This window comes from Amycolatopsis sp. ATCC 39116, assembly GCF_000231075.2.
Classification (GTDB): Bacteria; Actinomycetota; Actinomycetes; order Mycobacteriales; family Pseudonocardiaceae; genus Amycolatopsis_E; species Amycolatopsis_E tucumanensis.
Genome location: NZ_AFWY03000072.1, coordinates 1 through 13,843, shown reverse-complemented (window position 1 = coordinate 13,843; position 13,843 = coordinate 1). Strand labels below are relative to the sequence as shown.

The 13,843-nt window shown below is 72.9% G+C and carries 13 protein-coding genes and 1 pseudogene; 12 read left to right on the top strand and 2 right to left on the bottom strand.

Going from position 1 to position 13,843, the window contains the following annotated elements; genetic code table 11:
- Positions 1-56 precede the first annotated feature (56 nt).
- From AMY39116_RS0338605 to AMY39116_RS0338590, 4 genes are all read left to right on the top strand, one after another.
- Complete coding sequence (locus AMY39116_RS0338605; protein WP_020422939.1) at positions 57-1,277, top strand: MFS transporter; 1,221 nt, start codon at positions 57-59, stop codon at positions 1,275-1,277.
- Positions 1,278-1,564: 287 nt separating this feature from the next.
- Positions 1,565-2,059 (top strand): DUF4396 domain-containing protein, encoded by a 495-nt coding sequence (locus AMY39116_RS0338600; protein ID WP_020422938.1) that lies wholly within the window; start codon positions 1,565-1,567, stop codon positions 2,057-2,059.
- 52 nt (positions 2,060-2,111) lie between these two features.
- Positions 2,112-3,224 (top strand): cytochrome P450, encoded by a 1,113-nt coding sequence (locus AMY39116_RS0338595; protein WP_020422937.1) that lies wholly within the window; start codon positions 2,112-2,114, stop codon positions 3,222-3,224.
- A gap of 11 nt (positions 3,225-3,235) precedes the next feature.
- The gene (locus tag AMY39116_RS0338590; protein ID WP_020422936.1) at positions 3,236-4,039 is read left to right on the top strand and encodes a methyltransferase domain-containing protein; all 804 of its coding nucleotides are present in this window, start codon (positions 3,236-3,238) and stop codon (positions 4,037-4,039) included.
- On the opposite strand, the gene AMY39116_RS0338585 is transcribed toward AMY39116_RS0338590, so the two are convergent.
- Entirely contained in the window at positions 4,027-5,400 is a 1,374-nt protein-coding gene (locus AMY39116_RS0338585) for an aminotransferase class V-fold PLP-dependent enzyme (protein WP_020422935.1), read from the bottom strand. The two genes, AMY39116_RS0338590 and AMY39116_RS0338585, sit on opposite strands and share 13 nt — an antisense overlap.
- Positions 5,401-5,415: 15 nt before the next feature.
- Positions 5,416-6,213, bottom strand: a complete 798-nt coding sequence (locus AMY39116_RS0338580) for a hypothetical protein (protein WP_020422934.1) — start codon at positions 6,211-6,213, stop codon at positions 5,416-5,418.
- Between the two features lie 171 nt (positions 6,214-6,384).
- Between AMY39116_RS0338580 and AMY39116_RS0338575 the strand changes: the two genes are divergently transcribed.
- The 8 genes and pseudogenes from AMY39116_RS0338575 (at position 6,385) to AMY39116_RS0338545 (ending at position 13,741) form a co-directional block, all read left to right on the top strand.
- Positions 6,385-7,122 (top strand): polyprenol monophosphomannose synthase, encoded by a 738-nt coding sequence (locus tag AMY39116_RS0338575; RefSeq protein WP_020422933.1) that lies wholly within the window; start codon positions 6,385-6,387, stop codon positions 7,120-7,122.
- 78 nt (positions 7,123-7,200) lie between these two features.
- Complete coding sequence (locus AMY39116_RS0338570) at positions 7,201-8,058, top strand: DMT family transporter (protein ID WP_039792044.1); 858 nt, start codon at positions 7,201-7,203, stop codon at positions 8,056-8,058.
- Between the two features lie 60 nt (positions 8,059-8,118).
- The gene (locus AMY39116_RS44270) at positions 8,119-8,736 is read left to right on the top strand and encodes a hypothetical protein (RefSeq protein WP_020422931.1); all 618 of its coding nucleotides are present in this window, start codon (positions 8,119-8,121) and stop codon (positions 8,734-8,736) included.
- A 219-nt stretch (positions 8,737-8,955) separates the two neighbouring features.
- Positions 8,956-9,924 carry a helix-turn-helix transcriptional regulator gene (locus tag AMY39116_RS0338560; protein ID WP_202961491.1) on the top strand — a complete coding sequence of 323 codons (969 nt, stop codon included), beginning with the start codon at positions 8,956-8,958 and terminating at the stop codon, positions 9,922-9,924.
- Between the two features lie 45 nt (positions 9,925-9,969).
- Positions 9,970-12,006, top strand: coding sequence for an alpha/beta fold hydrolase (locus AMY39116_RS0338555; protein ID WP_020422929.1), 2,037 nt, complete (start codon positions 9,970-9,972; stop codon positions 12,004-12,006).
- Between the two features lie 63 nt (positions 12,007-12,069).
- Positions 12,070-12,885 (top strand): annotated as a pseudogene (locus AMY39116_RS0338550) (manganese catalase family protein); the annotation flags it as partial.
- A gap of 18 nt (positions 12,886-12,903) precedes the next feature.
- Positions 12,904-13,092 (top strand): DUF2188 domain-containing protein, encoded by a 189-nt coding sequence (locus AMY39116_RS48210; protein ID WP_235716312.1) that lies wholly within the window; start codon positions 12,904-12,906, stop codon positions 13,090-13,092.
- Between the two features lie 394 nt (positions 13,093-13,486).
- Positions 13,487-13,741: a hypothetical protein gene (locus tag AMY39116_RS0338545; RefSeq protein WP_020422927.1), complete on the top strand. Its 255-nt coding sequence runs from the start codon at positions 13,487-13,489 to the stop codon at positions 13,739-13,741.
- The last annotated feature ends 102 nt before the right edge of the window (positions 13,742-13,843 follow it).

The following is a 13,843-nucleotide window of genomic DNA, read 5'->3' as shown; positions in this document are numbered from 1 at the left end:
GCGTTTGCGCTATGGTCGTCCTAACGCATCGATCTTTGCTTTTCCGAGGAGTGCTGATGTCGAGTTCCCCCGCCGTCGCCGCCGCGGTCCGTCCGAGAGCCCGGTTGCCGCACCCGGTGGCGTTCACGGCGGTCGCGGTGATCTTCGTGCTGTTCATGGCCGCCTCCAGCGTCCCGTCCCCGCTCTACGTCGTCTACCAGCAGGAATGGGGCTTCTCGTCGATGACGCTCACCGTGGTCTTCGCGGTGTACGTCCTGGGGTTGATCGCGTCGCTGCTGGTCGTCGGCGCACTGTCGGACCACGTCGGGCGGCGGCCGGTGCTGGCCGCGGCGATCGTCGGGGAGGCCGTCTCGCTCGTGTTGTTCCTGGTCGCCGGGGACGTCTCCGCGCTGTTCGCGGCGCGCGTCGTGCAGGGCGTCGCCACCGGTGCGGCCATGTCCGTGCTCGGCGCGACGCTAGTCGACCTGAACCCGCCGCACGCGCCCGGTCGCGCCGGTGTGATCAGCAGCGTCGCCCCGACGAGCGGGCTCGCCCTCGGCGCTCTGGGTTGCGGCGCGCTCGTCCAGTTCGCGCCCGCCCCGACGCACCTCGTCTACGCGCTCCTGCTCGCCGGCATGGTCGTCGCGCTGTTGCTGACCGCCGGCCTGCCCGAGACCTCCGCCCGTCGCCCCGGCGCGCTGGCCTCGCTCACCCCGCGGCTCGGTGTCCCGGCGCGGCTGCGGCCGGACCTGTTCGCGCTGGTGCCGATCCTGATCTCCAGCTGGGCACTCGGCGGCCTGTACCTGTCGCTCGGGCCGTCGGTGGCGGCCGGGCTGTTCGGGCTGTCCAACCACCTCGTCGGCGGGCTCGTCGTGACCCTGCTGTGCGGGACGGGGGCGCTGACCTCGCTGGTGCTGCGCACGGCCCCGGTGGGCGTGGTGCTGCAGGCCGGCGCCGCGTTGCTGGCGACCGGCATGGGCATCACCCTCGCGGGTGTGCTGGCGGACCTGGTCGCGCTCGCCGTCGCCGGGACCGTCGTGTCCGGGATCGGGTTCGGGGCCTCGGCGCTGGCCAGTTTCGGCACGCTCGCGCGCCTGGCCGCGCCCGCCGAACGGGGCGAGCTGTTCGCAGTGGTCTACGTCGTGTCCTACCTCGCGTTCAGCATCCCGGCGGTGATCGCGGGCTTCGCGGCGACTTCGGCCGGGTTGCGGCCGACCGCGATCGTCTACGGGTTCGCCGTGGGCGGGCTGGCCGTGCTCGCGGTGATCGCCCAGTCGGTGCGCCCCGCGCGGAGGTGATCGCGCGGTCAGGGGTCGACCAGCTCGAACTCCAGCCTCTGCGGCGCGTTGTGTTCACGGTCTTCCCGTGCGCGGCGCTCTCGAAGATCTCGACGATTTTGGCGAAGTTCGCTTCGCCGAGCGCGGCGCGACTCGTGGACGCGTGTAGCCAGCGGACCCGCACGGGTCGCTCGACGTCCCGGCTGAGGCGGTCCCAGGTTCCACCCGCCCAGTGTTGCGCAATCCGGACAAGAGGGTTATCTTCACTCCGGTGATACCCCCTAGGGGTATTGAACGGAGGAAACGAGATGGACCACTCGACGCACCAGCACGCGGGGCACGCGGAACACGCCGCGCACCGGCCGCCCGCCACCTGGGCCGCCGCGGCGCAGGCCACCCTGCACTGCCTCACCGGCTGCGCCATCGGCGAGGTGCTCGGCATGGTCATCGGCACCGCGCTCGGGCTGCACGGCGTCGCCACCGTGGCCCTCGCCGTCGCGCTCGCGTTCGTCTTCGGGTACGCGCTCACCATGCGCGGGGTGCTGAAGGCGGGCGTGCCCTTCCGGGCCGCGCTGAAGGTCGCGCTGGCCGCCGACACGATCTCGATCACCGTGATGGAGATCGTGGACAACCTCATCATGGTCAGCGTGCCGGGCGCGATGGACGCGGGCGCGGGCAGCTGGCTGTTCTGGGGCGCGCTGGCGTTCTCGCTGGCCGTGGCGTTCGTGCTGACCTGGCCGGTGAACAAGTGGATGATCGGGCGCGGCAAGGGGCACGCGGTCGTCCACCAGTACCACCACTGACTGCGCCGGGCGGCCCTGTCGGCCGCCCGGCCGGTCGTGTTGTCTTGATCCCGTGGGCGAGCGGAAGATCGACCGCGGCCCGGCCGGGGACGGCTGCCCGGTGCGGCGCGGCCCGGACGGGACCTGGCGGGTGACGGGCTACGCGCAGGCCCGCGCGGTGCTGCGCAGCGGCGGCACCGTGCAGGCCGGCCTCGGCATCGAGACGGTCGACAAACTGCCGGCGCGGTTCCGCCGCCCCGTGCTCTACCGCGACGGCCCGGAACACCGCGAACACCGCCGCCAAACCGCCCGCTTCTTCACGCCCCGCCGCGTCAGCGAGCACTACCGCGACCTGATGGCCCGCATCGCCGACGAGCAACTGGGCCGTTTGACCCGCGCCGGGCGCGCCGAACTGCCGGACCTGGCCTTCGGCCTCGCGATCGGCGTCGCGTCCGAGGTCGTCGGCCTCACCGAGAGCAGGCCGGGCATCCAGCGCCGGCTGGACCGGTTCTTCCCCGAGGAGTTCGGGCGGCCCGGCTTCACCAGCCTGACCGGGATCCGCTGGTTCTTCCGCCAGATGCGCAACTGGCTGGCCATCTACGTCGCCGACGTCCGCCCGGCCGTGCGCGCCCGGCGCCGCCACCGCCGCGACGACCTCATCTCGCACCTGCTCGACGAGGGCTGCTCGGCGGGCGAAATCCTGGGCGAGTGCCTCACCTTCGCCGCCGCGGGCATGGTCACCACCCGCGAGTTCGTGTCCGTCGCGGCCTGGCACCTGTTCACCGACGACGCCCTGCGCGCCCGCTACCGCGAAGCGGACGAGGACGAGCGGATCGCCCTCCTGCACGAGATCCTGCGCACCGAACCCGTCATCGGCGGCCTGAAACGGCGCACCACCGCGCCGCTCCGGCTCGACGAGGACACGATCCCGGCCGGTGAGCTCGTCGAGGTGCGGATCGATGTGGCCAACCTCGAGCCGTGCGAGGCGCCGGGCCTGTCCTTCGGCGACGGCGCGCACAAGTGCCCCGGCGCGCACGTCGCGATCCTGGAGACCGACGTCTTCCTCAGCCGCCTGTTCGCCCTGCCCGGCCTGCGCATGGTGAGCCCGCCGCGGGTCACCGTCAAAGCCGAGATCGACAGCTACGAATTGCGGAATCTGGTCGTGGCGGTCGCCACACCGGACTAGCATCCGCGCTCGTGGCGGACACCGACATCTCCTTCCGAGCCGACCGGATCGACCCGGCCGTGGTCGCGCGGCAGGCCGAGATCCTCGACCTGCAGGCCGCGACGCCGGGCGTGCGGCGGTTGCGTGCGTGGGCGCACGATGCCCTGGCCGTCCGGCCGGGCGAGCGCGCGCTGGAAATCGGCTGCGGCACCGGCTCCGAGGTGCAGGTGCTCGCGGCCGCGGCGGGGCCGGAGGGCGAGGCCGTCGGGCTCGATCCCAACGAAGCCATGCTCGCGCTCGCCAGGGAACGGGCCGCCGGATCGGCCGCGCGGTTCGTGCCCGGCGACGTCTCCGCCTTGCCCTTCGCCGACGCGACCTTCGACGCCGTGCTGTGCGAGCGCGTCTTCCAGCACCTCACCGACCCGGCCGGCGCGGTCGCCGAGATCGTGCGGGTCCTGCGTCCCGGTGGACGCGTCGCGCTGATCGACACCGACTGGGCCACCGGCATCATCCACCCCGGCGACCCGGACACCGTCCGGGCCGTGCTGGCCGGGATGCTCACGCAGACCGCCGAACCCGCCGCAGGCCGCAAGCTCGCGGGCTGGCTCAGCGCGGCCGGGCTGACGATCGCCGACCGCGGCTCACAGGCCCTGATCTCCGACCACGAATCGGTCCGCGACACGCTGCTGCCGATGATGGTCCAGCACGCCGTGGGCAACGGCGTGGTCACCCGCGAGCAGGGCGACCGGCTGCTCGCCGAGCTCGCCGACGGCGCCGCGCGCGGGGACTTCCACCTGTCCGTGACGATGTTCGGCGTGCTCGCTCAGCGTCCCTGAACCTCCCGCCAGGCGGCGAGGATCGCGGCCACGCTGCGGTCGACGTCGGCCTCCGTGGTGCGCCAGTTCGACACCGAGACGCGCATCAGCCGCCTGCCGCGCCAGACCGTGCCGCCCATCCAGCACTCGCCGGACCGCTGCACCGCCTCCAGCACCTGCGGCGTGTCGTCGCCGAAGCCGACGAGGACCTGGTTGAGGACGACGTCGTTGACCACCTCGGCCCCGGCCTCGGACAGCCGCGCGGCGAACCGGCGCGCGAGGGCGCAGGACCGCTCGACGAGTTCCGCGACGCCCGCGCGGCCCAGCTGCCGCAGCGCCGCCCACGTGGTGAAGCCCCGGGCGCGGCGCGAGGAGTCCGGCACGAAGTCGCCGGGGGAGCGCAGCGCCTCCGGCCGGTCGCCGACGAGGTAGGCGGCGGTGTAGGAGGTCGCGGCCGCGTGCGCGGCGGGGTGCGCGCAGAACGCGTAGCCGCTGTCGTAGGGCACGTTGAGCCACTTGTGGCCGTCGGTCGCCCAGGAATCGGCCTCCGCCACGCCTTCGGTGAGGTGCCGCAACCGCGGGCTCGCCGCCGCCCACAACCCGAACGCTCCGTCGACGTGCACCCACGCCCCGCGCGCGTGGGCGGCCGCGATCGCGGTGCGGAAGTCGTCGAACGCGCCGGTGTTGACCTCGCCTGCCTGCAGGCACACGATCGTCGGCGCATCCGATGTGGACAGTGCGCCGGCCAGCGCGGCGACGTCGATCGAGCCGGACGGGGCGGTCGGCACCTCGGCGAGCGCGTCGGTGCCGAAGCCGAGCAAGCGCAGGGCCCGGTCGATCGTCGCGTGCCGTCCGCTGCCCGCGACGATCCGCACCCGCGGCGCGCCGTGCAGGCCCTGCCGCTCGACGTCCCAGCCGTGGCGTTCCAGCACGGCGTGCCGCGCGGCGGCCAGGCCCACCGTGTTGCCGCCCTGCGCACCCGTCACGAACCCGAACGACGCGGTGGGCGGCAGGCCGAGCAGGTCCTTCAGCCACCCGCCCGCGACCTCCTCGACCAGCGCGGCGGCGGGTGAGGTGAGCGCGTTGAAGCCGTTCTGGTCCCACGCCGTGGTCAGCACGTCGGCCGCCGCCGCGGCCTCCAGCGAACCACCGGTGACGAACCCGAAGTACCGCGGGCCGGCGCTCGCGACCAGGGCGGGCTCGACGGCCTCACGCAGCTGGTCGAGCACGGCCGCGGGGTCGGCGGGCCCGTCCGGCAGCTCGCCGAGCGCGGCGCGGACCGCGTCCGGGTCCAGGTCGCGGGGGAACACCGGGCGCTCGTCCAGCCCGGCGCGGAAGTCCCGGCCCAGCGCCGCGGCGCGGGGGAGCAGGTCGTCGGCCACGCGACGATCGTAGTTTCACCCGGCGGCGGCGCGGTGCAGGCTGAGGACGCCGTCGCGGGGACCGGTCGCCGTCCACGCGCCCGAGTCCGCCGTCCAGGCCACGCCGTCGAACGTGACGCCGTCCAGGCCGAAGCGGGTGGCGTTGGCGACCAGCCAGGTCGCGAACGCCCAGCCCTCGGCCGCCGGGTGCGGCCCGCTCAGCACCGCGGTGCCCAGCTCGGCCCTGGCGACCGCCACGATGTCCGCTTCGGGCGCGCCGGGGGAGAGGTTCGCGCAGGTCAGCGCGCCCGGCTTGGCCCCGGTCAGCGCTCCCGCCGTCGCCGCCGCCTCGGTCTCCCACTGCGCGTAGGCCTCCGGGAACGCCGACCGCTGCACCAGCTGCGCCGCCTGCGTCACCGTCAGGTCCGCCCAGCCGGGCTGCTCCCGCAGCCGCTCGTAGAACGCCGTCGCCGCGTACACCGGGTCGGTGACCTCTTCGTAGGCGCCCCACCCCTGGCTGGGGCGCTGCTGGAACAGGCCGGCCGAATCCCGGTCGCCGCCGGGCAGGTTCCGCAGCCGCGACTCCTGGATCGCGGTGGCCAGCGCGACCGTGACCGCGTGGTCCGGCATGCCGAGGCGATCGCCGACGGCGGCGATCGTGGCCGCGTTGCGGGCCTGTTCGACCGTCAGGTCGAAGGACGAGCCGTCCGCGGCGGTCACCGTGCACCCCGGCTTGGGCGCCGGCCGCCCGGTGAGCGCGATCCACGCGACGACCCCGCCTACCACGACCACGGCGAGGACGAGGGCCAGCAGCGCCCCGCGACTGCTCCGCATGCTCCCCTCCTCCCCGGACCTCCCGCCAGTACAGACGCACGAGGCCGCCGCTGGTTCGTCGTACCCGCTCGCGACCCCGGAAAACGGCGTCCGCGTTACCCGGAAGAGGTGCGAAATCGGGTGCGATACCGTTCGGTGCCGAACCTCCACCCGCGCACGAAGGATTTGATCATGGGAGAGAGCTCCCCGAAGGTCACGGTCGTCGTCCCGACCTACAACGAGCGGGACAACCTGCCCAAGCTCGTCGGCCAGCTGACCGGCCTCGGGCTGCCCGGCCTGCACGTGCTCGTGGTGGACGACAACTCGCCGGACGGCACCGGCGACGTGGCCGACAAGCTGGCGACCGAGCACCCGGACCACATCGGCGTGCTGCACCGGACCGAAAAGGACGGTCTCGGCCGCGCCTACGTCGCCGGCATCAGCCGGGCGCTCGACGAGGGCGCGGACATCGTGATCCAGATGGACGCCGACCTGTCCCACCCGGTCGAGGCCGTGCCGCGCATGATCGACAAGCTCGCCACCTCGGACGCCGCCGTGGTGCTCGGATCCCGTTACGTGGCAGGCGGTTCGCTCGCGGGCGAGTGGGGGTGGCACCGCAAGGCGCTGTCGGCGTGGGCGAACTTCTACGTCAACGCCATCCTGCGGCTGCACGTCAAGGACGCGACCGCCGGGTTCAAGGCGTGGCGCGCGGAGACGTTGCGGCGCATCGACATCGCCACGATCCGCAGCAACGGGTACGCGTTCCAGGTCGAGATGAACTACCGCACCGTGAAGCAGGGGATGCGGATCGCCGAGATCCCGATCCGGTTCGAGGAGCGCGCCGACGGCGTGTCGAAGATGAGCCTCGCGGTGCAGCTGGAGTCGGCGCTGATGCCGTGGAAGCTGCTGTTCGGCCGTAAGCTGAGCTAAACGAACCTTCACAATCTTTCACTTGTCCTGACGTGTCCGCGGTCGCACGCTGGTGGTGTGATCAAGACGTGGGTGCGGATGGGCGTGCTCGCCCTGCTGTGGGGGTCGGCGTTCCTGTGGATCAAGCTCGCGCTGCGCGGGTTCACGCCGATCGAGATCGCGGTGTTGCGGAGCGTGCTCGGCGCCGCCGTGCTGTTCGTCCTGGCCCGGATCGCGGGGCAGCGGATGCCGCGCGGCCGGGCGATGTGGGGACGGCTGGTCATCGCCGCGTTCTTCTGCAACGCGGTGCCGTTCGCGTTGTTCAGCATCGGTGAGCAGACCGTCGACTCCGGCATCGCCGGGGTGCTCAACGCGACCACTCCACTGTGGTCACTGCTCATCGGGCTGGTGCTGGGCGCCGAACGCGGGATCCACCCGGCGCGGCTCGGCGGGCTGCTGCTCGGCTTCGCCGGGGTGTTGCTGATCTTCGCGCCGTGGCAGCGGGCCGGGCTGTTCGGGTGGGGAGCGCTGGCGCTGGTGGGCGCGGCGGCGAGCTACGCGATCGCGTTCGCTTACATGGCACGGAAATTGGCCGGGACGGGCGGCCCCGTCGCGATCTCGGCCGCGCAACTGGCCGTCGCGTCCGGCCTGGCCTCGCTCGCGCTGCCCCTGGAGGGCGCCCGGCCGGGGTTCGACGGCCTGGCGGTGCTCGCGGTCGTCCTGCTCGGCGTGTTCGGCACCGGGATCACCTTCTACCTCAACTACCGGCTCATCGAGGACGAGGGCCCTACCGGCGCGGCCGTCGTCGGGTACCTGCTGCCGGTCGTGTCGGTCGCGCTCGGGGCCGTCGTCCTCGGCGAGCCGGTGACGCCGCGGGTCGTGGCCGGGATGCTGGTGGTGCTGGCCGGGGTCGGCCTGACGCGCACGAAGCCGCGGCGCGTACGCGTGGCGGCGTAGGCGCAGGTCGCGCTCTGCGCCGGATGCCCCGGGACGTCCGTTTTCGCGACAGTCGAGGGCATGAGACTCAAAGCTGGAGGACGGAAGGCGTGGCTCGCGACGCACATCATCTCGGCCGGCGCGTGGATCGGGATCGACGTGGTGCTGGCGGTGCTGGTGTTCACCGCGATGCTGACGGACGATCCGGCGCTCGCCGCGGTGTGCTACCAGGCGCTGCGGCTGTTCGCGGTGTGGCCGCTGCTGGTGGCCGGACTGGTGTGCCTTGGCAGCGGTGTGATGCTGGGGCTGGGCAGCCGGTACGGGCTGGTGCGGTACTGGTGGGTGGCGATCAAGCTGGTGCTCAACCTCGCCATGGTGACGCTGGCGGTGGTGTCGCTGCGCCCGGGCGTCGGCGAAGCCGCGGCCTACGGTGAGTCGCTGCTGGCCGGCCTGCCCGGGACGGCGCCGGACCTGGTGTTCCCGCCGATCGTGTCACCGGCGTGCCTGCTGGCGGCGGTGCTGTTGTCGATCTACAAGCCCGGTGGGCGCATCCGGCGGACCGGTTCCAGGATCAGCGTGCGCGGCACGCCGTCCAACGCCGGCGCGTTCTCCCGCGACGACCAGACCTCCCGCTCCAGGAAGGCGAGGAACGCCTCCGCGTCGGGCACCGAGCCGAACTCCAGGTCGACCACCACGTAGTGGGGATCGCCGACGGGGCGGGACACGTGGTGACCGCGCACGCCGGCCCGGCTGCGCGCCTCGGCGAACCGGTCGAACGCCGCCTGCCACAGCGGGAAATCCACAATCGAGTGTTCGATGTGCAAGATGGCCATGTTTCCTCCTTCGCCACGCTTGCGACGGTAGGAATTCCGCGTCGTGGCGCACATCCCAGCTTCCTGGGGTCTTAGACTCGACCACGTGGACGCGAGAGCGGTGCGGCTGCGCGTGCTCGGCGAGATCCGGCGCAGGGTCGGCTTCGACGCCTACGCCTGGCCGCTGACCGACCCGGAGACCGCGGTCGGCACCGCCCCGCTCGCCGACGTCCCATGCCTGCCAGAGCTGCCCCGCCTGATCCGGCTCAAGTACCTCACCCCGGTCAACCGCTGGACGGCCCTGCGCCCCGGCGCCGTCGCGACCCTGCACACCGCGACCGGTGGCAACCCCGCCCGCAGCCTGCTCTGGCGCGAGATGCTCAACCGGCACGGCGTCGCCGACGTCGCGTCGGTGGTGTTCGCCGACCGGTTCGGAGTCTGGGCGTTCCTCGACCTGTGGCGGTCCCGGCCCTTCACCGACGCCGAGACCCGGACGCTGACCCGGATCCTCGAGCCGGTCACCGCCGAGCTGCGCCGGGCGCAGGCGGAGACCTTCGTCGCGCGCGATGGCCTCCCCGCCCGGTCCGGGCCGGTCGTGCTGCTGCTGTCGCCGGACCTCGACGTCCTCGGCCACACCCCGGACACCGCCGAGTACCTGCGCGTCCTCGTCCCGCCCGGCGACGGGCAGGCGCCGGTCCCGGCCGGCGCCTACAACGTCGCCGCCCAGCTCCTCGCGAACGAGGCCGGCGTCGACGGCCACCGCCCGGCGGCCCGGGTGCACCTCGCCGACGGGCGGTGGGTCACGCTGCGCGCCGCCCGGATCGTCCGCGACATCGCCGTCACGATCGAGGAGTCCGCGCCCGCCGAGCGGGTCGGCCTGTTCGGCCGGGCGTTCGGGCTCAGCACCCGCGAGCGGGAACTGCTCGAACACCTCGCCCACGGCAGCGACACGCGGGACCTCGCCCGCCGGATGTTCCTGTCCGAGCACACCGTCCAGGACCACCTGAAGTCGATCTTCGGCAAGACCTCGGTGCGCAACCGGCGGACCCTGCTGGCCCGGGCACTGGGCGGCTGATCGAAAAGCCGCGAAACCGTCGGTCATCGGTGGTATGAAGGCGAAGTGACCGACGATGCCTTCGCCGACCTCGACGCCTACGTCCGCCTCCCGCGGCTGTCGGGGCTGGTGCTCTCCCCGGACGGCCGCCGACTCGTCGTCGGCGTGGCGACGCCCGACCTGAAGAAGAACCGCTACACCACGGCGCTGTGGGAAGTGGACCCCGACGGCGAGCGCCCGGCGCGGCGGCTGACCCGCAGCGCCGAAGGCGAGTCCGGCGCCGCCTTCACCCCGTCCGGCGACCTGCTGTTCGTCTCGGCCCGGCCGGATTCCGCGGCCGAGGGCGAGGACGGCCCCAAGAGCGCGCTGTGGCTGCAGCCCGCGTCCGGCGGGGACGCCCGCGTGATCGCGGCGCCGGCCGGCGGTGTGCGCGGGGTCGCGGTGGCCGCGGAGGCCGGCACGGTGCTGGCCGGGGCGCCGATGATGCCCTCGGCCACGAGCGCCGACCACGACGCCGAGATCCGCAAGGCCCGCAAGGACGCCGGGGTGTCGGCGATCCTGCACGAGGAGTACCCCATCCGCTTCTGGGACCACGACCTCGGCCCCGACCGCACCCGGCTGGTCGTCGCCGACGGGGTGCCTGCGGGGGAGGAGCGGCTGGACCTTCGTGACCTCACCGGGCACGCGGGGCGTGCGCTGACCGACGAGGCCGCTTGGGACGTCTCGCCGGACGGGCGCACCGTCGTCACCACCTGGACGGTTCCCGAAGCGGGCGGCTCGCAGCGGCCCACCGTCGTCGCGATCGACGTCGCCACCGGTGAGCGCCGCGTGCTGGCCGACGACCCGGACCACGAGTACGAATCGCCACGGATCTCGCCGGACGGCACACAGGTCGCGGTCGCCGTCTACCGCCGCTCGACCCCGCACGAGCCGGGCGACTACTGGCTCGCGCTCGTCCCGCTCGCCGGCGGCGAACTCCGGCCGCTGACCCAGCGCTGGGACCGCTGGCCGCACTCGCCGCGGTGGCTGCCGGACGGTTCGGCGCTCGTCGTCGGCGCCGACGACCAGGGCCGGGCGCCGCTGTGGAAGGTCGACGCCGCAACCGGCAACGTCACCCGGCTGACCGCCGACGACGGCGCCTACAGCGAGCCGCGGATCTCCCCGGACGGGCAGTGGGTGTACGCGCTGCGTTCGGCCGTCGACCACCCGCCCGCCCCGGTGCGGATCGCCCTCGACGGCGGCGCCATCGAGCCGCTGCCCGGGCCCGCCGAGGCGCTCGGCCTCGACGCCGAGATCCCCGGACGGCTCGACGAGGTCACCGCCACCGCCGAGGACGGCACGCCGCTGCGGGCGTGGCTCGCGCTCCCGCGGGACGCCGGCCCCGGCTCGCCCGCGCCGCTGCTGCTGTGGATCCACGGCGGGCCGCTCGGCTCGTGGAACGCCTGGCAGTGGCGGTGGAACCCGTGGCTCGCCGTGGCGCAGGGCTACGCCGTCCTGCTGCCCGACCCGGCGATCTCCACCGGTTACGGGTACGACTTCATCAAGCGCGGCTGGGGCGCGTGGGGCGCGGCGCCGTTCACCGACCTGATGGCGCTCACCGACGCCGCGGAGCAGCACGCGGGGGTCGACGAGACCCGCACGGCGGCGATGGGCGGGTCGTTCGGCGGCTACATGGCCAACTGGGTCGCCGGGCACACCGACCGGTTCAAGGCGATCGTCACGCACGCCTCGCTGTGGGCGCTGGACCAGTTCGGGCCGACGACCGACGCGACCTACTACTGGCAGCGCGAACTCACCCCGGAGATGGCGGAGGCGAACTCGCCGCACCGCTTCGCCGACGAGATCACCACGCCGATGCTCGTCATCCACGGCGACAAGGACTACCGCGTCCCGATCGGCGAGGGGCTGCGGCTGTGGTGGGACCTGGTGTCCCGCTCGGCCGCCGACGACGGCTCGACACCGCACAAGTTCCTCTACTTCCCGGACGAGAACCACTGGATCCTGACCCCGCACCACGCGAAGCTCTGGTACGCCACGGTGTTCGCGTTCCTCGCGCAGCACGTGCTGGGCAAGGACTGGGAGCGGCCGGACCTGCTGGGCTGACGGTTAGACGCCGCCGGAGCGGGAAAGTCCTCCCTCGTCATCGTCACCGGCGAGGGAGGACCCGTGTTCCGACACACCAAGTTCCTGCAGTTCGAGGCGAAGCCGGAGCGTCCGGACCCGTATTTCGCGCGCAAGCTGCAGGAGCTGATCGGCGGGGCCTACGGCGAGATGACCGTGACGATGCAGTACCTGTTCCAGGGCTGGAACTGCCGCGTCGAGGGCAAGTACAAGGACCTGATCATGGACACGGCGACCGAGGAGATCGGTCACGTGGAAATGCTGGCCACGATGGTCGCCCGGTTGCTGGAGGGCGCGCCGGCGACGGCGACGGCGGAGGCGGCCAAGGATCCGGTGATGGCGGCGGTGCTGGGCGGGATGGATCCGCAGCAGGCGATTGTGTCGGGTGGCGGGGCGGTTCCCGCGGATGCGAATGGCACCCCGTGGGACGGCAAGTACATCGTGGCTTCGGGGAACCTGCTGGCGGATTTCCGGGCCAACGCGGCGGCCGAGGCGCAGGGCCGGTTGCAGACCGCCCGGTTGTACAACATGACCGACGACCCGGGCGTGAAGGAGATGCTGAAGTTCAACCTGGCCCGGGACACCGTGCACCAGAAGCAGTGGTTGCGCGCCATCGAAGAACTCCAGGCCGACGGCCTGGAAACCGACATCGCCCCCAACGCTCTGCTTGACGAAGAGGACCAGACGCACAACAACACCATCTGGCACCTCTCGGACGGTCCCGACGGCAACAAGGGCGCGTGGGCTGACCGGATCGAGTACTTGATGGAGCCCAAGCCGCTCGGCGGTCCCGGCAGCGCACCGAAACCCGACCCCGCGCTCTACGCCACCTACGCTGCGGACGGCTCGGCGGGCCCGACCGAGCTCGCCGAGGGCGACGTGGAGACCTTCTACGCGGACGGGCGGTGGAAGAACCAGGTGGTCGGCAACAGCCGGGCCTCCAGCACAGGCGACACGAAGGCCGAGGCCCAGGCCGAGGGCCGGGAACTGGCCCGCAAGCGCGGGGTCACTCACGTGGTGCGCCGCAAGGACGGCGAGATCACGGAGCGCCACGACTACGGCCGCTGAGGCGCGGCTTTGTGCCGCGGGTTTCGAGGTTGCGGACTGGCGCCGGCTACGGGTGCTGCGGCGCGGCTTGGCGGGGGTTGTGCCGTGGTGGGGTGGCGAGGTTGCGGAGCGGCGCGGCTTGGCCCGCTTGTCGTCAGGGCGCTGCTTGGGTAGCGAGATCGTGGAGTGGCGCGGCTGCTGCTGAAGACCGGTGCCCGCGGGCGGGCACCTGCGTGGTGTCGGGCACTGTTTTCTGCCGCGGCTCATAGTGATTCCGCAAACCGTGTAGCCACGGTCGAAGGTAATTCGCGTCAGGACCACTCGGACGAGTGGTGGGAAGAGTGCGTTGCGAGCCTTGAATGGCTAGGTTTCTCGTCTCGTTCGAAGAATCATTTTCCGATGAAGGGGAAACTCAGTGTCGCGCACACTTCGTGCTGGTGTCATCGGTCTCGCGGCTGCCTCGGCGGTTCTGGCCGGGGCGGGCGCCGCCTCCGCGGGCGGGGTCTCCGCTCCGCAGCTCAAGGCCGTCGGCATGACGCTCAACGGCCTCGCGGGCAAGGCCGGCACCCCCGGCGTGCTCGAGCCCGTCACGGGCAAGCAGAGCGCCCTGTCCCCGCTCACCGGCGGCAACCCGCTGCGGCAGCTGACCGGCAAGCTGCCCATCGGCTGACCGGACGGCCGGGCGCCTCACGGGAGTGCCGTGGCGCGCCCGGCCGCCTCTGCGCCGCCTCTGCCCGCCTTCGCGCTGCCGGGCCGCAGCCTGGGCGCTGCC

Coding starts and splice junctions, on each gene's coding strand:
- AMY39116_RS0338605 (WP_020422939.1), top strand. CDS start 57: ATGTCGAGTTCCCCCGCCGTCGCCGCCGCGGTCCGTCCGAGAGCCCGG.
- AMY39116_RS0338600 (WP_020422938.1), top strand. CDS start 1,565: ATGGACCACTCGACGCACCAGCACGCGGGGCACGCGGAACACGCCGCG.
- AMY39116_RS0338580 (WP_020422934.1), bottom strand. CDS start 6,213: ATGCGGAGCAGTCGCGGGGCGCTGCTGGCCCTCGTCCTCGCCGTGGTC.
- AMY39116_RS0338575 (WP_020422933.1), top strand. CDS start 6,385: ATGGGAGAGAGCTCCCCGAAGGTCACGGTCGTCGTCCCGACCTACAAC.
- AMY39116_RS0338570 (WP_039792044.1), top strand. CDS start 7,201: ATGGGCGTGCTCGCCCTGCTGTGGGGGTCGGCGTTCCTGTGGATCAAG.
- AMY39116_RS44270 (WP_020422931.1), top strand. CDS start 8,119: ATGAGACTCAAAGCTGGAGGACGGAAGGCGTGGCTCGCGACGCACATC.